Raw genomic sequence first — 18,969 nt, 5'->3', positions numbered from 1 at the left:
TTATCTGATGACCACATTTTCTGATTTCTCGAGCCCAAAAATGAGAAGTTGCACAGGCCTCTAAAGCAACTAAACACGTAGTGTGTTGTTGGAAAAAAGATAACACTTGCGCACGCTTTAACATTTTTTTTTTAACTAAGCGCCCTTGTTCATTGCAGCACACCACATGGAAAAATCTTTTTGCTATATCTAAACCAATTGTTGTAATCTTCATTTTGGTCTTCTTGTCCCTTTGATTATTGTAACCACTTTAATCATGGCACATAGATGCCGTATAGGGAGGAGACCATTACATCAGGTTAAGTAATATCGTTTAATAAAATGGCTCTGTAGCTAACTAGCAACAGAGCTTTTTTTATAACTCGACTTTTTAAAGGTCGCTTTTCCACCTCGTTTAGCAAAGCGTTTTTTAGGTGAACTTTTTGGTAACCTTGCAAATGCATTGCTATCGCAGTTTGCTGCTAATTGTACAAACCCATTTAGGTCAGTAAGTAAAGGCTGTAAAAATTGCTGATAACTCATTACTTGCTGCGCGATATCACCTAAGCTCGATTCCCACTTTGCGGTTAAATCAGGACTCGCTAAACCTTGTGGTAATACGCTAATAAGGGCAAGTCCCGTTTCGGTCGCTCTAATTGACTTACCTTCACGTTTTAAAAAACGCCGCTTAAATAACAACTCGATTATTCCCGCACGTGTTGCCTCCGTACCTAAACCATCAGTGTCTTTTAATACTTTTTTAATTTGTGGATCTTTAACATAACGACTAATGCCGGTCATCGCAGCCAATAATGTAGCATCGGTAAAATAAGCAGGAGGTGATGTATGCTTTTCGACCACTTCGCCTTGCTCACAAAAAAGAGGCATACCTTTAGTTAAAGGAGGTAACGTAGCTTCATCTTTTAATTCAGACTTACCCATTAATACCTTAAAGCCCAGGCTTACATCTTGTTTTGCATTTGCTTTAAATAATCCGCCAGCGATTGTTATCTCTGCTTTAGTTTCGTTATAAATATAGTCGGGATAAAACTGAATTAGGTAATGGCGGCTTATTAATTGATATACCTTCGCTTCGTCACCGTTCAAACTCGCTGACTTTAACTGCTTAGCCGTAGGCACAATGGCATGATGGGCAGCCACTTTTGAATCGTTAAAACATTTACTACGCTTTTTTACATCAGCCCCGTTTACTAATTCACTGCTTTGCCCACCATTAGCACTTATAGCTTTAAAAATAGCTGATGCATCTTGATGGTGATCTTTAGGTAAATAACGATTATCCGAGCGTGGGTAAGTAATTAATTTATGACGTTCGTAAAGTATTTGGCAAATATCCAACACTTTTTGAGCTGGCATACCAAATGCTTTAGCCGCATCGATTTGTAGTGCAGATAAATTATAAGGTAATGGAGCACTTTGTTTTTTTTGTTTTTGGTCAAGTGAAGTAAGCTCAGCACTTTGCTTTGTAATGCGTGAAGCAACATTTTGTGCGAGTGCTTTGTTAAGTATTCGCCCTTCTTCATCTTGATGTGGCTCACATGCTTTACTAGGAACCCACTTAGCTATGAATGGCTGGTTATCTGGAGTAAGTAAATGCGCCAGTACATCGTAAAAAGGCTTAGATACAAAGTGTGCTATTTCGTTATCTCTATTAACAACAAGACCTAAAATAGGGGTTTGTACTCGCCCTACCGAAAGCACATTACCAAACCCTGCTTTTTGCCCAGCTAGTGTGTATGCACGTGTTAAATTCATACCAAATAGCCAATCAGCACGAGAGCGCGCTAAAGCAGATACACTTAGCGGAATAAAATCTCGATTAGAACGCATAGTACCCAGTGATTTTTTTACCGCCGATAAGTTTAAATCACTAATGAGTAAACGTTGCGTACTCTGCTTTTTAGCCTGACTTATTTTAGCTTCTTCAATTACTTGATCGACTAGTAGCTGGCCTTCACGGTCTGGATCGCCAGCGTGAATAAGTTGCGAGGCTTGTTTAATTAATTTTTTTAAAACAGTGAGCTGTTTGCGAGTTTTGGTTTTGGCTTTTAACTTCCACTGTTCAGGTATTATAGGTAAGTGTTCAAACTGCCACTTTTTAAAGCGCTCATCGTAATCATCGGGTTCTGCTTGTTCTAGCAAATGTCCAATACACCACGATACACAATCGCCATTAGCGACTTCTATATAACCATCATATTTTTTGTGTGGTTTTGGTAACGCATCAGCAATAGCGCGTCCAAGTGAAGGTTTTTCTGCAATGTAGAGTTTCATAGCCTGCTCATCACTGTTTATATAAACAGTAGTCTAGCACAGCTATTTTAAAGGAGGGAACTTTTTGTAACTATTGGCTAGCTGGGCTTTTTTTGTCTTTTGTTAAAATATAAATAAGCGGAAGATAACAAACAACAACGGTGCCTATATTAATAAATGGCAATAAGGTTTTATAAATGTATGTACTATAAGAAAGATCCCATAAATGGCGGTCGACTAATCTAAATAGCTGTAAAATTGGTGCCATAATAACAACCAATTGACCTAATACGCATTGCCATAAATAAACCTTATCTTTTAAACCCAGATATGCGATGAGTGCCATCCAAGCAATATCATTAAGGGCCCAAACAAGGTATCGATAAACATAAATCCCATTATCAAACTCTTTCAAGTAAGGATGAATAATGGTTCCATATAAAAAAAAGCGGCTGTAATTAAAGCGAAACGCAGGGCCAAATAATCTTTTCTAAAATAAAAGATGAAAATAGCAGGGCTTAAAATAAACACCCAACTAGTATCTAATATCAATATAGTCTTTAAAAACCATTCAGGCATTAGAGTTAATCAAGTTTTTTTTCATCATCGTCATTACCACCGCCATTTCCTGGCATATGACTAAACTTATCGACCTTTTTCATAAACTATTCCGTTACATTTGTTAAAGAAAGCATACTTTATGATAAATAAGTGTGTTTGCCAATAAAAGTTATCTTACATCTATAGGAGCTGACTCTTTTGCTTTACCTTGTAGTATAGATATTTCTACTCGGCGATTCCTGCGGCGATCTTCATCGGTGTCATTCGGTACAAGTGGTCGTGTTTCAGCTCGACCAACCACCATCATTCGGGTTTTATCAAAGCCTTGAACTTTTTGTAGCTCACTGGCAACGGCTACTGCCCGCTTTGATGATAGGTCCCAATTGTTAATATATAACTCATTCGATACCTGAAAATCATCTGTATGGCCAGATACTGTTATTTCACCAGGTACATCTTTTAACAGCACACCGATATCTTGAATTATAGGTTTAAACTTAGGTTGTAAAAATGCACTACCTGAAGGAAATGAACCATTCTCTCTAATGCGAATAATTATTTGCTGCCCTAAAGACTCAAGCTCAATTGCGCCATCGATTATTTGCTTTTCAAGCTGCTGCGCTATCTTTTTAACAAGCTCGTTAGTTTGTTCCTGATCGGCTGCTGAAGTTGCTTGCTCAGAAGATTCTTCTTGTGAGGTACTACGAGATTCGCCACCGCGTTTATCCCCGCGCTGTTCTTGCCTGCCGCCTGCTGAGCTTTCATCGCCAGCCTGAAACTCTAACATTTGTTGAGTCATTTCGACTGTTTGCTGCTGAATGGTTTCTATTGGGGTTGGCTCTGGTTTGCCTGGGGTAAACTCCATGGCAATAACAGAGGTCCCTTTAGGGATGTCTTTTACTTCAATTTTATTCTGCACACCGAAAGCAAACTTCATAGAGCCCGCAATTTGTTTAAACTTAAGTACATCCATTTCTGAAAACGCGAGCAAGAGTACAAAAAAGCACATTAAAAGTGACATTAAATCGGCAAACGTTCCCATCCATGCAGGTAGACCTGGTGGTGGACATTTGCACTCTTGATCAGACATAGTTACTCCTCGGTATCTACTTTGCGTTTAGATTCAGCTAAGTAATTTTTCAAAATACCTTCGATTACTTTTGGATTTTGACCATCTTGTATACCTAAAATAGCATCCAAAATTAAACGCTGATTCATAGCTTCCTCGTCTTTACGCAGTTCAAGTTTTACCTGAATAGGAATTGCCACGACATTGGCTAAAAACGCGCCATATAAAGTTGTTAATAGTGCTACTGCCATTGCCGGACCAATTGCCTTTGGGTCATCCATGTTAGACAACATTGCAACCAAACCAATTAGAGTACCAATCATACCCATTGCAGGCCCTATATCAGCTAACGACTTAAATAAACCCGCGCCCAATTCATGGCGAGTCGTGGTTAGAGAAATATCTTTTTGAAGTGTAGCGCGAACTACATCTGCGTCGTGGCCATCAACGAGCATATCGACGCCTTTGCGCATAAAGGGGTTTGGAATTTCAGCTTCTTCGAGTGCTAAAAAACCGCCTTTACGAGCTGAATCCGCAAGTTCTACTGCTTTTTCGATAAGTATTTCTGGCGTTTCGATTTTAAACATAAACGCTTTGGCAACAACTTTACCTATCCCCAAAAATTGCGACATAGTGAAGTTTGATAAAACAATAAAGAGTGAACCACCAAATACAATAACCACAGACGGGGTATTGTAAAACATAGCCATTTCACCGCTACTACTCATAAACATAGACATGACAATTAAGCCAATTGCGCCTAGGATCCCGATTATGGTTGCTAAATCCACATTTCCTCCAGAAGTTTCATGCTTAATGGCCTTATCATAAACTTTTATTATTAACTGCTTATCGGCAACATATTGAATTGCTTAAGCCATTTTTATAAATAAACATAAAAAGCAGCCTTTAGCACTATCTTAGATCAAGTTATAAAGGCTACCTAATTATCAATTGATTTATTAAACCAACAGACCGCCATTAAGGCTTTATTAATGCACTTGAAATATAATTTAACGTTATAAAGGTAAAAAACCAATATCATCCTTTGACCTAGTTTAGCATTCCCCCTAAAATTGACCCCTAAATTTATTATGTAAGCTGAAATAAAGATGGCGACTAAAAAACCTGAAAACTTAAGTTTCGAACAAGCACTAGAAGAATTATCTACAATCGTTAGTGACATGGAACAAGGTGACTTATCGCTTGAGCAATCGTTAAAGCAATTTGAGCGTGGAATTGCATTAGCAAGTGCTTCATCAGGGAAATTACAGCAAGCAGAACAAAAAGTATCAATTTTGATGGGGAATGGCGAAAAGTCAGTACTTACAAATTTTGATAATGATATGGAATAGCTGTGAGCATAAAAAATCATATTGAACGTGCTCAAAAAGATGTAGTAGCGACCTTACAACAGCATTTTAACCAGCCTCTCGATACAGAAGAAACGGTAAATAACGCCACCCAGTATGGATTATTTAATGGCGGTAAAAGATTACGTCCATTTTTAGTTTATGCCACAGGTAAAATGCTCGGCGCAAACCATCAAGACTTAAACGTACTTGCTGCTGCAATTGAGTGTATTCATAGCTATTCGTTAGTCCATGATGACTTACCAGCAATGGATGATGACGACTTACGCCGCGGACGCCCTACTTGTCATATAGAGTTTGGCGAGGCAAATGCAATTTTAGCCGGTGATGCTCTTCAAACTCTTGCTTTTGAGCTTATTGCGAATCACAAATTTGAATGCTCATCGCAAACACAAGTAAAAATGATTGCTACACTTGCCCACGCATCAGGCCTTCAGGGTATGGTTGGCGGACAAGGCCTTGATATAGCAGCAACTGATAAAGTAATTACCGTACAAGAGCTTGAGCGAATACATAAGCTAAAAACCGGAGCTCTAATTAATTGCGCAATTACACTTGGTGCACTGTGCAGTGAAAAGGCTGATCAACAAACCTTAGAAAATTTAAGTGTTTTTGGGTATGCTATAGGGCTAGCATTTCAAGTACACGACGACATTTTAGATGTTGAAGGCGATACAGTTATTTTAGGAAAGCCACAAGGCTCCGATATTGCCGCGAATAAAGCGACATATCCGGCGTTATTAGGTATGCTAGGCGCTAAAGAAAAGGCGCAAAATTTAATACAACAAGCCCATGAAGCGTTAGCAAATATAGATGCTGACACAACACTTCTTGCGTCGCTAGCAAATTATCTAATTGAGCGTGACCACTAATTTTTGCTCATACGTATTGCAATTAGCACTGACATTATTACTCAACATTAATTATTCGTAAAAGCTTTGAATTAATTAATGTTAGCGAAGGATATATATAAAACCATGACACTTGATAGTAGCAAGTATCCATTACTTAATTTGGTTGACGAGCCAGCCCAATTGCGTGACTTAGCGCAAGACAAACTCCCTGCATTTAGCAATGAGCTGCGCGATTATTTACTCAACTCAGTATCGCAAAGTAGCGGTCATCTAGCGTCTGGTTTAGGGACGGTTGAACTAACCGTTGCCCTGCATTATGTTTATAACACTCCAGACGATCGCCTAGTTTGGGATGTGGGTCATCAAGCTTATCCGCATAAAATTCTTACTGGTCGTCGCGAGCAAATGCACACCATTCGCCAAAAAGACGGTTTACACCCTTTTCCTTTTCGCGATGAAAGCCAATACGATACGTTTAGCGTAGGCCATTCAAGCACCTCTATTTCAGCTGCCTTAGGTATGTCTATTGCTGCACAAAAAGAAGGTAAAGGTCGAAAGTCTGTAGCCATTATTGGTGACGGAGCTATAACCGCAGGCATGGCATTTGAAGCGATGAATCATTTAGGTGATGTAAAATCAGACATGCTTATTATTTTAAATGATAACGAAATGTCGATTTCTGAAAATGTTGGCGCATTAACAAATCACTTTGCTCGAATTTTATCAGGTAGCTTTTATACTAACATTCGTGAAGGTAGTAAAAAGTTACTCTCAGGAGTGCCTCCGGTAAAGCAACTTGCCAGTAAAATGGAAGAGCACATTAAAGGCATGATGATCCCGGGTACCTTCTTTGAAGAATTAGGCCTAAATTACATTGGTCCCATTGATGGTCACGATGTAAACATGCTTGTAGATACATTACGTAATATGCGTAATTTAAAAGGCCCACAGCTTTTACATATAAAAACCCAAAAAGGTAAGGGCTACAAACCGGCTGAAGCCGATCCTATTGGCTATCATGGTGTACCAAAATTCGATCCGAGCACAACTAGCCTACCTAAATCTAAACCTAGTGCTGCTACTTTTTCAAAAGTATTCGGCGATTGGTTATGTGATATGGCCGAACAAGACAGTAAGTTAATGGCTATCACGCCTGCAATGCGCGAAGGTTCAGGCATGGTACGTTTTTCTAAAGAGCATCCAGATCAATACTTTGATGTAGCTATTGCTGAGCAGCATGCCGTTACTTTAGCCGCTGGCTTTGCCTGTGAAGGTTTAAAACCTGTTGTTGCTATTTACTCAAGCTTTTTACAACGTGCGTATGACCAATTAATACATGATGTTGCACTGCAAAACTTACCTGTATTATTTGCCATTGACCGCGCTGGTATTGTTGGAGCCGATGGTGAAACTCACCAAGGTGCGTACGATTTAAGCTTTATGCGCTGCATTCCAAATATGGTAATTATGGCACCAAGCGATACCAACGAATGCCGCCAAATGCTATACACCGGTTATAAAGCAAACTGCCCTGTTGCAGTTCGTTATCCTCGAGGTAGTGCAGGTACTGCAGACATTGAAAGCACTATGCAACTGCTTGAAATAGGTAAGGCAGATACAATTAAGAAAGGCAGTAAAATTGCCATTTTATCGTTCGGTACATTACTTGAAAATGCACAGCTTGCTGCAGATGAATTAGATGCAACGCTTGTTAATATGCGTTTTATTAAACCACTTGATACCGCACTTTTAAATGAGCTTGCAACTAGCCACGATGTAATTGTTACGCTTGAAGATAATGCGATTGCTGGCGGTGCCGGCTCTGCAGTTAACGAATTCTTAGCAACGCAAAAAACTGATATTAATATCCTTAACTTAGGTATTCCTGATGAGTTTATTAAACACGGCACTCAAGATGAAATGCACGATGAAATGGGGTTAGGCGAGCAAGGAATATTAACCGCTATTAAAGCGTTTATTAATTAACTTCCTATACATCTAAAGTTGAGCATATTAAAAAAGGAGCCTAGGCTCCTTTTTTAATATCAAATATTGCTGATCAGCGCATCCACACTTTAATATCAGCTAGGCCATTGCTTTGTAAAATACCTAATTGTTGATCAACGTTAGAATTTTGTTCAAACTCAAATGCATCAAGCTGATCATCAAACGTAATATTTGCAACACCATCACCACCGCGCTTTTTAACTTGGTGCAATGAAATATCTGCTAGGTTAATAGATGTCTCCCAGCTAATTACCTGCCCACCCAAAAGTGGTAATGGATAAAATGACCAACCAATTGATGCCGTGATATTAGTTGTTTTTCCATTTGGTAATTGGAATGAATTAGCCGCTATTACTTTACAAAGATCTGAAGCATAGCTGTCTATTTTATTGCATTTAAAATCACGTAATAATAGTAAAAACTCATCACCACTCCAACGTGCCACATAGTCAGAGCCCTGCGTACGCGAATTTAACAATGCAGCCATTTGCTGTAAGCAGCTATCACCTGCAATTGGGCCATACGCATCGTTAATACGGCTGAAGTTATCAAAGTTAATAATTACCAGCACCAGTGACTTACCTTGTGCCTGCAGCGACTGTGAATTACGTTGAAAGTGCTCAATATCTTTAGGGAGTTGATCAAACAAAAAGCGGCGACTACGTAGCCCTGTTAGCTCATCTGAGTGACTCACTAATTTAAGCTGTGAATTCACTTGGCCTAATTTATCATTAGCTTGGCGAAGCTCTAAGGTACGCTCAGTGATTAAGCCCTCTAATGCTTCTTGTTTTCTGCGCTCTTGTGCTCTAAACACCCAAAAAATGAGATAAAAAAGCAAAATAAAACCACTGGTAATTAAAAGCCTAAAGTAAATTGTTTCGTCAAAGCGCTCAGGCACTACAAAACCGTATTCTACATCTTGCGCTTTAGCCCAGTCTTCACCTTGGCGCTTAGCTTCTAATTGAAACAAAAACGAGCCAGGAGGCAAGTTAGTATAAATAGCTTCACGTCGCGTATTTGCATAGCGCCAATCACTATCTAAGCCACTTAGTTTATATCTAAATTCAATGCTGTTTGGTGCATAGTAATCAATAGCTGTGTAAGTTAGCGTTATATCACGCTCGTCTGTTTCTAATGATGGTTTTTTACCAAGCGCAGCGGTAGTTAAATGACGAAGTGGCGTTGTTATTGTCTCTATTGTTGGCTTTAATGCAAGCACACCAAATAGCTCTACATTTTTAGGTATTTCAACAACACCTTGTAAGCTTGGGTACCAAATAGAATTTCCGGTGTCTGCTACCGCATCATGCCCAAGTCCACTACAACATTGATTCGCTTTACCATCAAGTTGACGGTCAAAAGATGAAATTACTTCTTCAACTTTTAAGCTTTTTATTTCTGTTTTAAATTGCTCTACAGGCATTCTGTAAACACCTTTCATGGTGCTTACCCAAACATGCTTTAACTTTTCATCATATTCTAGGCTAAATATAGAACCATACGGTAAACCATTAGCTGCATCGAGCTGACGCCATTGCCCTTGCGTACTTCTGTAAAAAAGCCCGTCGTTAAGAGAGCCGATTAAAATACCCACGCCATCTATATGTAGCACGCTAGTTACGTATGCGCTTTCAAGTGTTGTTTGGTCGCCAATTTTTTCAATGCCACGGTCTGTAAAGTAATATGCGCCCTTACTAGTACCAATCACACCAAAGTTTGTTTTATCTAATACGTAGGTAATAAACTTACTACCTAAAAAAGCGTTATAGGCAAAAGGCGTTAAACCAGCATAATTTAATCGATATAAACCGCGTCCGGTACCAATCCAAAAGCCGCCTTTACTAGAGCGACTTATTGCAAATACCGGATTATCGCGAAGTGCTCGACCTGGGACGGTGTAAAGTGTCTTGTTTTCAAAAACAAATAAGCCGCGCCCTGTGGCTATATATAATCGCTCACCATCAAATTGTAGATCGTGTACTGATGCGTATCCATATTTACTACTTGGGACTAAATTAATAAAACTTTTATCTAAATCGAAATAACCAATGCCGCTTTTATTCGCAACCCACAGTTTACCATCGGGTGCTTGGCTAATAGCCATAACAGATTCGGTCATGTTTGAAACTGCTGAATGCCTTTCGACTCGTCCTTCATGAGCAAGCCACAAGCCTTCACTAAAGCTTGCTAACCAAACGTTATTTTTATCATCTCTAAAAATATCAGCAAACCATATACTTTGATCGAGTTGGCTAGGCTCTACCCATTGCCACTCACCGGTTTTATCTCTGAATAATAAGCGTCCATAGGTCGAAACCCACAAGCCACCATCGGTATCACTCATAAACTTATAAACGGCTGAGTTATTTGCATTAGGTAGAGGAAAAGGTCTTAGCTCGTCATCTAAATCTAAAAAGTATGCACCTAGCTCAGAAGCTATATACAAATTACCATTTAAAAATGATAAATCGTGCACTATGGTTTGCGCTAAGCGCTCTGGTAAAGATATTTTTGCGGTAAGCTCTAAACGTAGTTTAGAAAAATCTGATGAGTTTTTTGTAAGGCGTAATAAATGACGATCATTAACCAGCCAAATGCCTTCAGGAGAGAGTGCCATTTGGCTAACAGAGCCAACTATTTGTGTGATCACAGTAGCATTAACAATAGGTAGAGGACCATTTACTTCAGTGCGTAAATCAACTTGCCCTCTATCTACATAGTATAAGCCGTTGGCCGCAATCCATATGCTACCTTTAGAGTCCTCAAGAATATCCCTTACTGGACCTTTAATATTAAATTCTTGTGCTGCAAATGTGGCTGGGTTAATAACTACCAAGCCACTTTTAGTGCCTACCCATAACAAACCACTAGAATCGACTAAAAGCTTATTAACACCATTACTAGGCAAGAATGGACTATTTTGCGTGTTGTAATTTGTAAATGTTGTACCATCAAAACGGCTTAAACCAAATTGCGTACCAAGCCACATATAGCCTTGCTGATCTTGCACAACACTTTTAAGTGATTGCGACGGTAGGCCATCTTTTATATTCCATTGCTTAACTACGTAATCAGTAATTGAAGCCCAACTTGGCGTCGCGCACAACATAAGTACACAAACCAGTAAAAATCGCATCATATTGCTGCCACCTAGTTAAACAAATCAAATATAAAAATTAAAAGGGCAGTAAACCCACTTTTATTAACGCTTGTAAACATATAAGCGAAAAAATACCCGCAAGTATATCGTCGGCCATTATACCTAAACCGCCATGTACTCGTTTGTCTAGCATACGGATTGGGCCGGGTTTTGCTATATCAAAAAAGCGAAATAACAAAAAACCTACGAGTAATGTTTGCCAGTTAAGTGCTGCGCCAATCATAGTGATGTAATAACCCGCCACTTCATCCCATACAATAGCAGGATGATCGTGCACGCCTAAATCATCAGCCGTTTTACCGCACGCCCATATACCAAATATACTGATCACAACGGCAAATACAATTTGCAGCCATAACGGATAATACATGGTCATAAAAATGAATGGCAATGCAGCAAATGTACCAAATGTACCGGGCGCTTTAGGGGCAAGCCCAGTCCCAAAGCCCAGACCAAAAAACTGATGTGGACGCTTTAAATTAAACTTGCGGTTATTGTTCAAACCAGCTCCTTTGCAAAGTGCTCAAAACCCTGCGGTTCAAAATCAAACTTTTCACCGTTGTGTAAAAGCTCAATTTGGCCATCGCCACTTTTAACTTGGCCAATGCATGTTGCATCTACACCATACTGGCGTAGCTTTATTTCTAACATACTTTTATTGCTATCAGGGACCGTAAAAATTAATTCGTAATCATCACCGTAACTGAGAATAAATGGCAGCTGCTGATTAAAATCAAGGCTTGCTTGCATCGCATCTGAAGTTGGAATACTTTCAATATTCACCACTGCACTTACTTGTGACATATCGAGTATATGACTTAAATCAGCGATTAAGCCGTCCGACACATCAATAGCCGATGATGCAAGGCCTCGTAATACCTGCCCTGCAGCAACACGTGGGGTTGGAAAGTCAAAGCGTTTATTTACGTACTTTAAATGCTCTGGCTCAATACTTATACCTTGTTTGCGAGACTCAATTGCAAGTCCAGCGTCACCTAGCGGACCCGTAACATAAATCCAATCACCCACTTTTGCGCCATTACGACGAAGTGCAGTACCTTCGGGTACAGTCCCTTTCGCACAAATAGTGATGGTTAGTGGGCCCTGAGTTGTATCGCCACCTATAATCTGCACATTAAAATATTCAGCAATTTCATGCATGCCATCAGTAAACTCTTCAATCCACTGTGGGTCAATACTTGGCAAAGTTAACGCAACTGAAACCCAAGTCGGCTCAGCGCCCATGGCCGCTAAATCACTTAAATTAACAGCAAGCGCTCTGTGACCTAATGCACGAGGGGAAATATCATCAAAAAAGTGTACGCCAGCAACAAGAGTGTCTGTTGTAACGGCAAGTTGGCAGTTTTGTGGAACGGTTACTAAAGCGCAATCATCCCCTATACCTAGGTTTACATCACGACGGGTGATACCGCGACCTTTAAAGTAGCGGTTAATTAATTCAAATTCCTTCATACACAAAAAAGCCGGCCTATGCCGGCTCCCCTCTTTAACGGTTTACTTACTTGCGTAAATGCTTAACAGCTTTATCAAGTACACCGTTTACAAATTTATGGCTGTCTTCAGCGCCAAAAATTTTGGCCAGTTCAATACCTTCGTTAATAGCAACTTTATAAGGTACGTCTTCACGGAACTTAAGCTCATAGCTGCTTAAACGTAAAATTGCACGCTCAACCATATCTAAGTCATCAAACGGACGTGTTAAATGTGGTGATACAGCTTCGTCTAGTTGCTTGTAATTTACAGCAACACCCGTCGCTAGATCTTTAAAGTATTCAACATCAATTTTAGTAACGTCTGTTTCGATCAACATTTGTTGTTCGATATCGGCAATTAAATTGCCACTTATTTGCCAAGAATAAACGGCTTGGAGTGCTAAGATACGTGCTTTACGTCTTGCTGCTGGTTTCACAAAAATTCCTTAAACTTAAATTTTATCTAACACATTAACCATTTCAAGCGCGCCTAAAGCAGCTTCGCCGCCTTTATTGCCCATTTTGGTGCCAGCACGCTCAATTGCTTGTTCAATGCTTTCTGTGGTTAATACGCCAAATGCAACCGGGATATCATACTCAAGTGATACTTGCGCAAGACCTTTGTTTGATTCGCCAGCAACTAGGTCAAAGTGTGGTGTACCACCTCTGATCACTACGCCTAATGCGATGATTGCATCATACTCTTTTTTTGCCGCAACGCGTTTAGCCGCTAAAGGTAATTCTACCGCGCCTGGCACATAAATAACGGTAATGTCGTCATCTGATACGCCACCTGTGCGTTTTAGCTCATCAACAGCACCTGCAAGGAGGCTGCTACCAATAAAGTCATTAAAACGAGAAATGACAATGGCAAATTTTTTGCCTGGAGCGTACTTATTACCTTCAATAATTTTCATTTGATAACCCTAAAAATAAGTTCAAGCGGTTGCGATTGCGCAAAAATTGCTGCGCATCATACCATAAAAATAAAATAATAGCCTAGTTTAAGCGTGATGCTTATTGTGGCTCAACGTAATCAACAACTTCTAAATGAAAGCCCGAAAGTGCATGGTACTTTTTAGGGCGACTCATTAATCGCATTTGTTTAATTCCAAGATCGGCAAGTATTTGCGAACCTACGCCAACAGTACGAGATGTACCTTTGAATTTAAGTGGCGTAACGCTTTCGCCAGCATCAGCTGCTGCAAATGCTTTCACAGTTGCCTCTAACTCTTCAGTGCTTTCTTGCTTACCTAAAATAACTAAAGCACCTTCATTTTTAGCGATATAAGCCATTGCTTCAGAAAGGCCCCAGCTACGGTCAGCACTTCTGTCTGAAAGTAGAATATCGTTAAAGGTACTTTGCAAATGTACACGTACATTTGTCGGCTCTTGATCTTTTATATCGCCTTTGAGCAATACGTAATGTAATTGGCCGTCAATTGTGTCTTTGTAAGTAACTAAATCAAATTCACCATGAACAGTTGGTAACTTACATTTTGCTACTTGCTCAATTGTTGTTTCGTTTAAGTTGCGGTATTCGATTAAATCAGCAATGGTGCCAATTTTAATATCGTGCTCTTTCGCAAAAACTTCTAAATCAGGGCGACGTGCCATAGTGCCGTCAGCATTAAGTATTTCAACAATAACAGATGATGCTTCAAGTCCAGCTAAACGCGCTAAATCACAGCCAGCTTCAGTGTGTCCTGCGCGAGTTAATACGCCACCAGGTTGCGCCATAATAGGAAAAATATGTCCAGGCTGAACAATATCACTTGGGACTGCGCCTTTAGCTATAGCCGCTTGCACTGTACGCGCTCTATCTGCTGCTGAAATACCGGTTGTAACACCTTTTGATGCTTCTATCGACATTGTAAAGTTAGTCGAAAATGCTGCACCATTGTTTTTAACCATTAACGGTAAATCAAGTTGCTCGCAACGCTCTTGCGTCATGGTTAAACAAATTAAACCACGGCCATGGGTAGCCATGAAATTAATCGCTTCTGCGCTAATATGCTCAGCAGCTATTATTAAATCGCCTTCATTTTCTCTATCTTCATCATCCATTAAAATAACCATTTTACCGGCTTTAATATCGTCGATGATTTCTTGCGCACTGTGTAAATTCATAAATTTGCTCGTGTAAGTTGTCAGTTTCGTTATTTAATAAAACCCGCTTTAGCGAGTAAGCTCATCGAAATATCAGAGCCCGTTGGCTGCTCTGCACCCTTTATAAGGCGCTCTAAATAACGTGCAATTTGATCTACTTCTAAATTAACTTGGGTACCTACTTTAAAATGAGCAATTGTGGTTTGCTCACTCGTGTGTGGGACAATTGTTAATTTGAATTTATTGCCCTCTACAGCGTTTACTGTCAGGCTTATACCATCAATACATACCGAACCTTTGTACGGAATGTATTTCATTAAATTTTCGTCAGTTGTAAGCCAATATTCTGTTGCTCTGGCGTTTGCTGTAATACTTGTAATTGTTGCGATACCATCAACATGGCCAGACACTAAATGACCGCCTAAACGAGAAACAGGTTGCATGGCTTTTTCAAGATTCACCGTTTGTCCTAAAGCATAGTGAGCAAAACCGGTCAAACTAATCGTCTCATTAGATAAATCCGCACTAAAACCATCAATATGTTTATCAACTACAGTTAAGCAAACACCATTAGTTGCAATGCTGTCACCTAACTTTACGTCTGTCATATCAAGATCAGTACTTTGGATACGAATGGCTAAGTCGCCTTGTTTTTTTTGTAATAAAGCAATTTTGCCTGTGGCTTCTATTATCCCAGTAAACATAGCACTACTCTTTTTATTAAGTGATTTTAATGAGTTTTGACGCGGTGATACGTAAATCGTCACCAATGCGCGCACATTCATTAAATGTTAAATCAACGGTGTTTTGCATACTCGTCAATTCAGGAAAATTAACTAAACTTTTTGCATCATGGCCCATTAGTTTAGGCGCTAAATAAAAAACAAACTCGTCAACTAAATTAAGCTCTGTCATTTTACCAGCAAGTGTTGCGCCAGCTTCAAGCCAAACATTATTAAACTGCAGTTGCCCAAGTTTTTCTAAAACGGCTTGTAAATCAACTTTACCGTTACTTTCACTGACTTCAATATGCTTTACAAAATGCGGCCATTGCAATGATTTATCAACCTTAGTCGTAAATATTATTACATCACTTTGGATTTCAAATAAAGCAAGGTCAGGTGTTAAACGGTTTTGAGAGTCAATTATAACACGCACGGGCTGGCGAAGCGGCAAATCAGTAGGCAGTGTGCAAGGCAGCTCACTTAGTCGCACATTAAGTTTAGCATCGTCTACTAGCACTGTATCGGCACCGGTTAAAATAGCGCAGCTTTTCGCTCGGTATAATTGTACGTCTTGTCGAGCAGCAGGGCTTGTGATCCACTTACTTTGCCCATTTTTAAGCGCTGTTTTACCATCAATACTCGCTGCCATTTTGCAAATCACATAAGGTAAGCCTTGTTCCATACGCTTAAAAAAGCCAACGTTAAGTGCGCGAGCTTGTGATTCGAGTAACCCGTAAGCAACGTCAATACCCGCGTCGCTCAGTATTTTAAGGCCTTTGCCAGCAACTTGTGGATTTGTATCAACCATAGCAGCAATTACTTTTACCACACCGGCAGCTTTTAAGCCTTCGGCGCACGGTGGCGTACGGCCATAATGACTACACGGTTCAAGCGTTACATAAGCCGTTGCACCTTGTGCATTTTTTCCAGCGACAGCCAGTGCATTTACTTCTGCATGACCTTGACCAGCTAATTGATGGAACCCCTCACCAATTATTTGATTATTTTTAACTAAAACACAGCCAACATTAGGGTTAGGTGTGGTAGTAAACCGACCTTTTTTGGCAAGCTCTATGGCGCGTGCCATATACATTTCATCATGTTCAGTAAAAGTAATTTGGTTAAGCATTTATTATACCAATTGCGTTAAATAAGTGGTCCATTATAGCGCTAAGAAAATAGCGCAATAACAAGGCGAAAATTATGACATATAGTTGTTCTATATGAATAATTTTTAACGCAGTGAGTGCGCTATTTAATGCGATAGAATGATCATATTTTTAATAAAATTGGTATTACTCCCCTAAGCGGGCAATTTCTTCGCCAAATTCGCGTATATCTTCAAACGAGCGATAAACAGAGGCAAATCTTACATACGCTACTTTATCGAGCTTTTTGAGGGCTTCCATAATGCATTCACCAACCAAATGGCTTGAAATTTCTCGCTCGCCTGTAGCACGCAACTGCGATTTTATTATATTCACTACTTCGTCTACTTGCTCTGTGCTCACTGGGCGTTTTTCGAGTGCGCGATTTAAGCCATTTAATAATTTATCTTCGTTAAATGGTTCGCGGCTGCCGTCTTGTTTAATAACACGAGGCATAACCAGTTCAGCGCCTTCAAATGTAGTAAAGCGCTCATGGCAGTCGTTGCACTCACGGCGCCTGCGAACTTGATGGCCACCACCAACAAGGCGTGAGTCAATAACTTTAGTATCTTTTGCGGTACAAAATGGACAATGCATAGCTCGGTACTTCCGTTTTAAAACAAAAAAGACCGCGAAATAGCGGTCTTTTATCTTAGCAAAAATTAAGGTCTGTTGCTCTTTCAGGATTTAAATTTGTTTTATCTAGAGCCAATTTAATTGCACTGTGCGATTTATAATCGAATAAACTGAGTCAAAACCCAGCCACAAAGCAAAAACTACTTTTAGAGCCACTTCAAAAACAGCGCAAATTTAATCTCAAAAGATAAACAGCTCCCTAACTGTTGTGCTGTTAATTACTGTTGCTTATGCAATTAAGCGTAAACAGGTAATTTTGCACAAATTGCTTTTACTTTTTCTTTAACTTGCGCCTGTACAGATTCATCAGTGATGTTATCTAGTACGTCACAAATCCAGCCAGCAAGCTCTTTTGATTCTTCTTCTTTGAAACCACGACGAGTGATTGCAGGAGAACCAATACGCAAACCAGATGTTACAAACGGAGAACGTGGATCGTTTGGCACTGAGTTTTTGTTAACTGTGATGTTAGCGTTACCAAGGGCTGCATCTGCATCTTTACCAGTGATATCTTTATCGATTAAATCGAGTAGGAATAAGTGGTTTTCAGTTTTGTCAGATACGATTTTGTAGCCGCGCTCTTGCATTACAGCAACCATTGCTTTTGCGTTTTTAACAACTTGTGTTTGGTATACTTTAAATTCTGGTTGAAGCGCTTCTTTAAATGCCACGGCTTTTGCTGCAATAACATGACATAAAGGACCACCTTGGCCACCAGGGAAAACTGCGCTGTTAAGCTTTTTATAGATTGCTTCGTCGCCACATGCAGAGATAATTAAACCACCACGAGGACCAGCAAGTGTTTTATGCGTAGTTGTAGTTACAACATGTGCATGAGGAACTGGGCTTGGGTAAACGCCTGCCGCAATTAAACCTGCAACGTGAGCCATATCAACAAACAGGTAAGCACCTACTTTGTCAGCAATTTCACGGAATTTAGCCCAATCAACAATACCTGAGTACGCTGAGAAACCACCAATAATCATTTTTGGTTTATGCTCAAGTGCTAGTGCTTCAACCTGTGCGTAATCAATTTCGCCCGTTGTTTCATCTAGTCCGTATTGAATTGCATTGTAAAGCTTACCAGAGAAGCTTACGTGTGATCCGTGAGTTAAGTGACCACCATGAGCTAAGCTCATACCAAGTACAGTGTCGCCTGCTTCTAATAGCGCTAGAAAAACAGCAGCATTAGCTTGCGAACCAGCATGTGGTTGTACGTTTGCGTAGTCAGAACCAAATAACTCGTTAGCACGGTCAATTGCTAATTGCTCAACAACATCAACGTGCTCACAACCGCCATAATAACGTTTGCCAGGGTAACCTTCTGCGTATTTATTTGTAAGCTGTGAACCCTGCGCTTCTAGTACGCGTGGGCTACAGTAGTTTTCTGAAGCGATTAGTTCAATGTGCTCTTCTTGGCGAGCAGTTTCTTTGTTTATCGCGTCAAATAACTCTGGATCAAAATCCGAAATATTCATGCTACGTTCTAACATTGGGGTCTCCTAGGGCAACGTGTATGGTGTTTTTTAGAGGCTTTATTGTACGCTTTAAACGACTCTTTGCCTACGCTCTTAAGTTGAG

At 39.9% G+C, this 18,969-nt stretch carries 16 protein-coding genes and 2 pseudogenes; 3 read left to right on the top strand and 15 right to left on the bottom strand.

The features are described 5' to 3' along the window. From H4J63_RS12800 to pomA, 5 genes and pseudogenes are all read right to left on the bottom strand, one after another. Positions 1-214, bottom strand: a pseudogene (locus H4J63_RS12800) (IS110 family transposase); the annotation flags it as partial. Positions 215-333: 119 nt separating this feature from the next. Further along, positions 334-2,274 (bottom strand): DNA topoisomerase III, encoded by a 1,941-nt coding sequence (locus H4J63_RS12795; protein WP_024603831.1) that lies wholly within the window; start codon positions 2,272-2,274, stop codon positions 334-336. Positions 2,275-2,344: 70 nt separating this feature from the next. Next, positions 2,345-2,832, bottom strand: a pseudogene (locus H4J63_RS12790) (hypothetical protein). 151 nt (positions 2,833-2,983) lie between these two features. Beyond that, a complete protein-coding gene (locus H4J63_RS12785; protein ID WP_007587113.1) occupies positions 2,984-3,904 on the bottom strand; it encodes a flagellar motor protein MotB in 921 nt (306 codons plus the stop codon). 2 nt (positions 3,905-3,906) lie between these two features. Further along, positions 3,907-4,674, bottom strand: coding sequence for a flagellar motor protein PomA (pomA, locus tag H4J63_RS12780; RefSeq protein WP_007587114.1), 768 nt, complete (start codon positions 4,672-4,674; stop codon positions 3,907-3,909). Between the two features lie 321 nt (positions 4,675-4,995). Between pomA and H4J63_RS12775 the strand changes: the two genes are divergently transcribed. From H4J63_RS12775 to dxs, 3 genes are all read left to right on the top strand, one after another. Further along, positions 4,996-5,238, top strand: a complete 243-nt coding sequence (locus H4J63_RS12775; RefSeq protein ID WP_002961738.1) for an exodeoxyribonuclease VII small subunit — start codon at positions 4,996-4,998, stop codon at positions 5,236-5,238. Positions 5,239-5,240: 2 nt separating this feature from the next. Then, entirely contained in the window at positions 5,241-6,128 is an 888-nt protein-coding gene (gene ispA, locus H4J63_RS12770) for a (2E,6E)-farnesyl diphosphate synthase (protein ID WP_182196926.1), read from the top strand. 105 nt (positions 6,129-6,233) lie between these two features. Continuing rightward, positions 6,234-8,096, top strand: coding sequence for a 1-deoxy-D-xylulose-5-phosphate synthase (gene dxs / locus H4J63_RS12765; protein WP_010554578.1), 1,863 nt, complete (start codon positions 6,234-6,236; stop codon positions 8,094-8,096). A 73-nt stretch (positions 8,097-8,169) separates the two neighbouring features. On the opposite strand, the gene H4J63_RS12760 is transcribed toward dxs, so the two are convergent. From H4J63_RS12760 to glyA, 10 genes are all read right to left on the bottom strand, one after another. Next, positions 8,170-11,256 carry a ligand-binding sensor domain-containing diguanylate cyclase gene (locus H4J63_RS12760; RefSeq protein ID WP_182196924.1) on the bottom strand — a complete coding sequence of 1,029 codons (3,087 nt, stop codon included), beginning with the start codon at positions 11,254-11,256 and terminating at the stop codon, positions 8,170-8,172. Between the two features lie 37 nt (positions 11,257-11,293). Next, positions 11,294-11,779, bottom strand: a complete 486-nt coding sequence (locus H4J63_RS12755) for a phosphatidylglycerophosphatase A (RefSeq protein WP_182196916.1) — start codon at positions 11,777-11,779, stop codon at positions 11,294-11,296. Then, complete coding sequence (thiL, locus tag H4J63_RS12750) at positions 11,776-12,750, bottom strand: thiamine-phosphate kinase (protein ID WP_182196914.1); 975 nt, start codon at positions 12,748-12,750, stop codon at positions 11,776-11,778. The genes H4J63_RS12755 and thiL overlap by 4 nt, the downstream gene beginning before the upstream one ends. Positions 12,751-12,796: 46 nt before the next feature. Next, entirely contained in the window at positions 12,797-13,207 is a 411-nt protein-coding gene (gene nusB / locus H4J63_RS12745) for a transcription antitermination factor NusB (protein WP_002961751.1), read from the bottom strand. A gap of 15 nt (positions 13,208-13,222) precedes the next feature. Then, the gene (gene ribE / locus H4J63_RS12740) at positions 13,223-13,687 is read right to left on the bottom strand and encodes a 6,7-dimethyl-8-ribityllumazine synthase (RefSeq protein ID WP_002961753.1); all 465 of its coding nucleotides are present in this window, start codon (positions 13,685-13,687) and stop codon (positions 13,223-13,225) included. 100 nt (positions 13,688-13,787) lie between these two features. Next, complete coding sequence (gene ribBA / locus H4J63_RS12735; RefSeq protein ID WP_182196912.1) at positions 13,788-14,900, bottom strand: bifunctional 3,4-dihydroxy-2-butanone-4-phosphate synthase/GTP cyclohydrolase II; 1,113 nt, start codon at positions 14,898-14,900, stop codon at positions 13,788-13,790. Positions 14,901-14,929: 29 nt separating this feature from the next. Continuing rightward, the gene (locus H4J63_RS12730; protein ID WP_024596291.1) at positions 14,930-15,583 is read right to left on the bottom strand and encodes a riboflavin synthase; all 654 of its coding nucleotides are present in this window, start codon (positions 15,581-15,583) and stop codon (positions 14,930-14,932) included. Positions 15,584-15,599: 16 nt separating this feature from the next. After that, a complete protein-coding gene (gene ribD / locus H4J63_RS12725) occupies positions 15,600-16,733 on the bottom strand; it encodes a bifunctional diaminohydroxyphosphoribosylaminopyrimidine deaminase/5-amino-6-(5-phosphoribosylamino)uracil reductase RibD (RefSeq protein WP_039490424.1) in 1,134 nt (377 codons plus the stop codon). Positions 16,734-16,899: 166 nt separating this feature from the next. Next, positions 16,900-17,349 (bottom strand): transcriptional regulator NrdR, encoded by a 450-nt coding sequence (nrdR, locus tag H4J63_RS12720; RefSeq protein ID WP_002961761.1) that lies wholly within the window; start codon positions 17,347-17,349, stop codon positions 16,900-16,902. Between the two features lie 275 nt (positions 17,350-17,624). Further along, positions 17,625-18,881, bottom strand: coding sequence for a serine hydroxymethyltransferase (glyA, locus tag H4J63_RS12715; protein ID WP_002961763.1), 1,257 nt, complete (start codon positions 18,879-18,881; stop codon positions 17,625-17,627). Positions 18,882-18,969 lie beyond the last annotated feature (88 nt).

The organism is Pseudoalteromonas sp. 5Ae-yellow (genome assembly GCF_014077565.1).
Lineage (GTDB): Bacteria > Pseudomonadota > Gammaproteobacteria > Enterobacterales > Alteromonadaceae > Pseudoalteromonas.
Note: the sequence above shows the minus strand (reverse complement) of the source record. Positions and strands in the feature narration are given on the sequence as shown.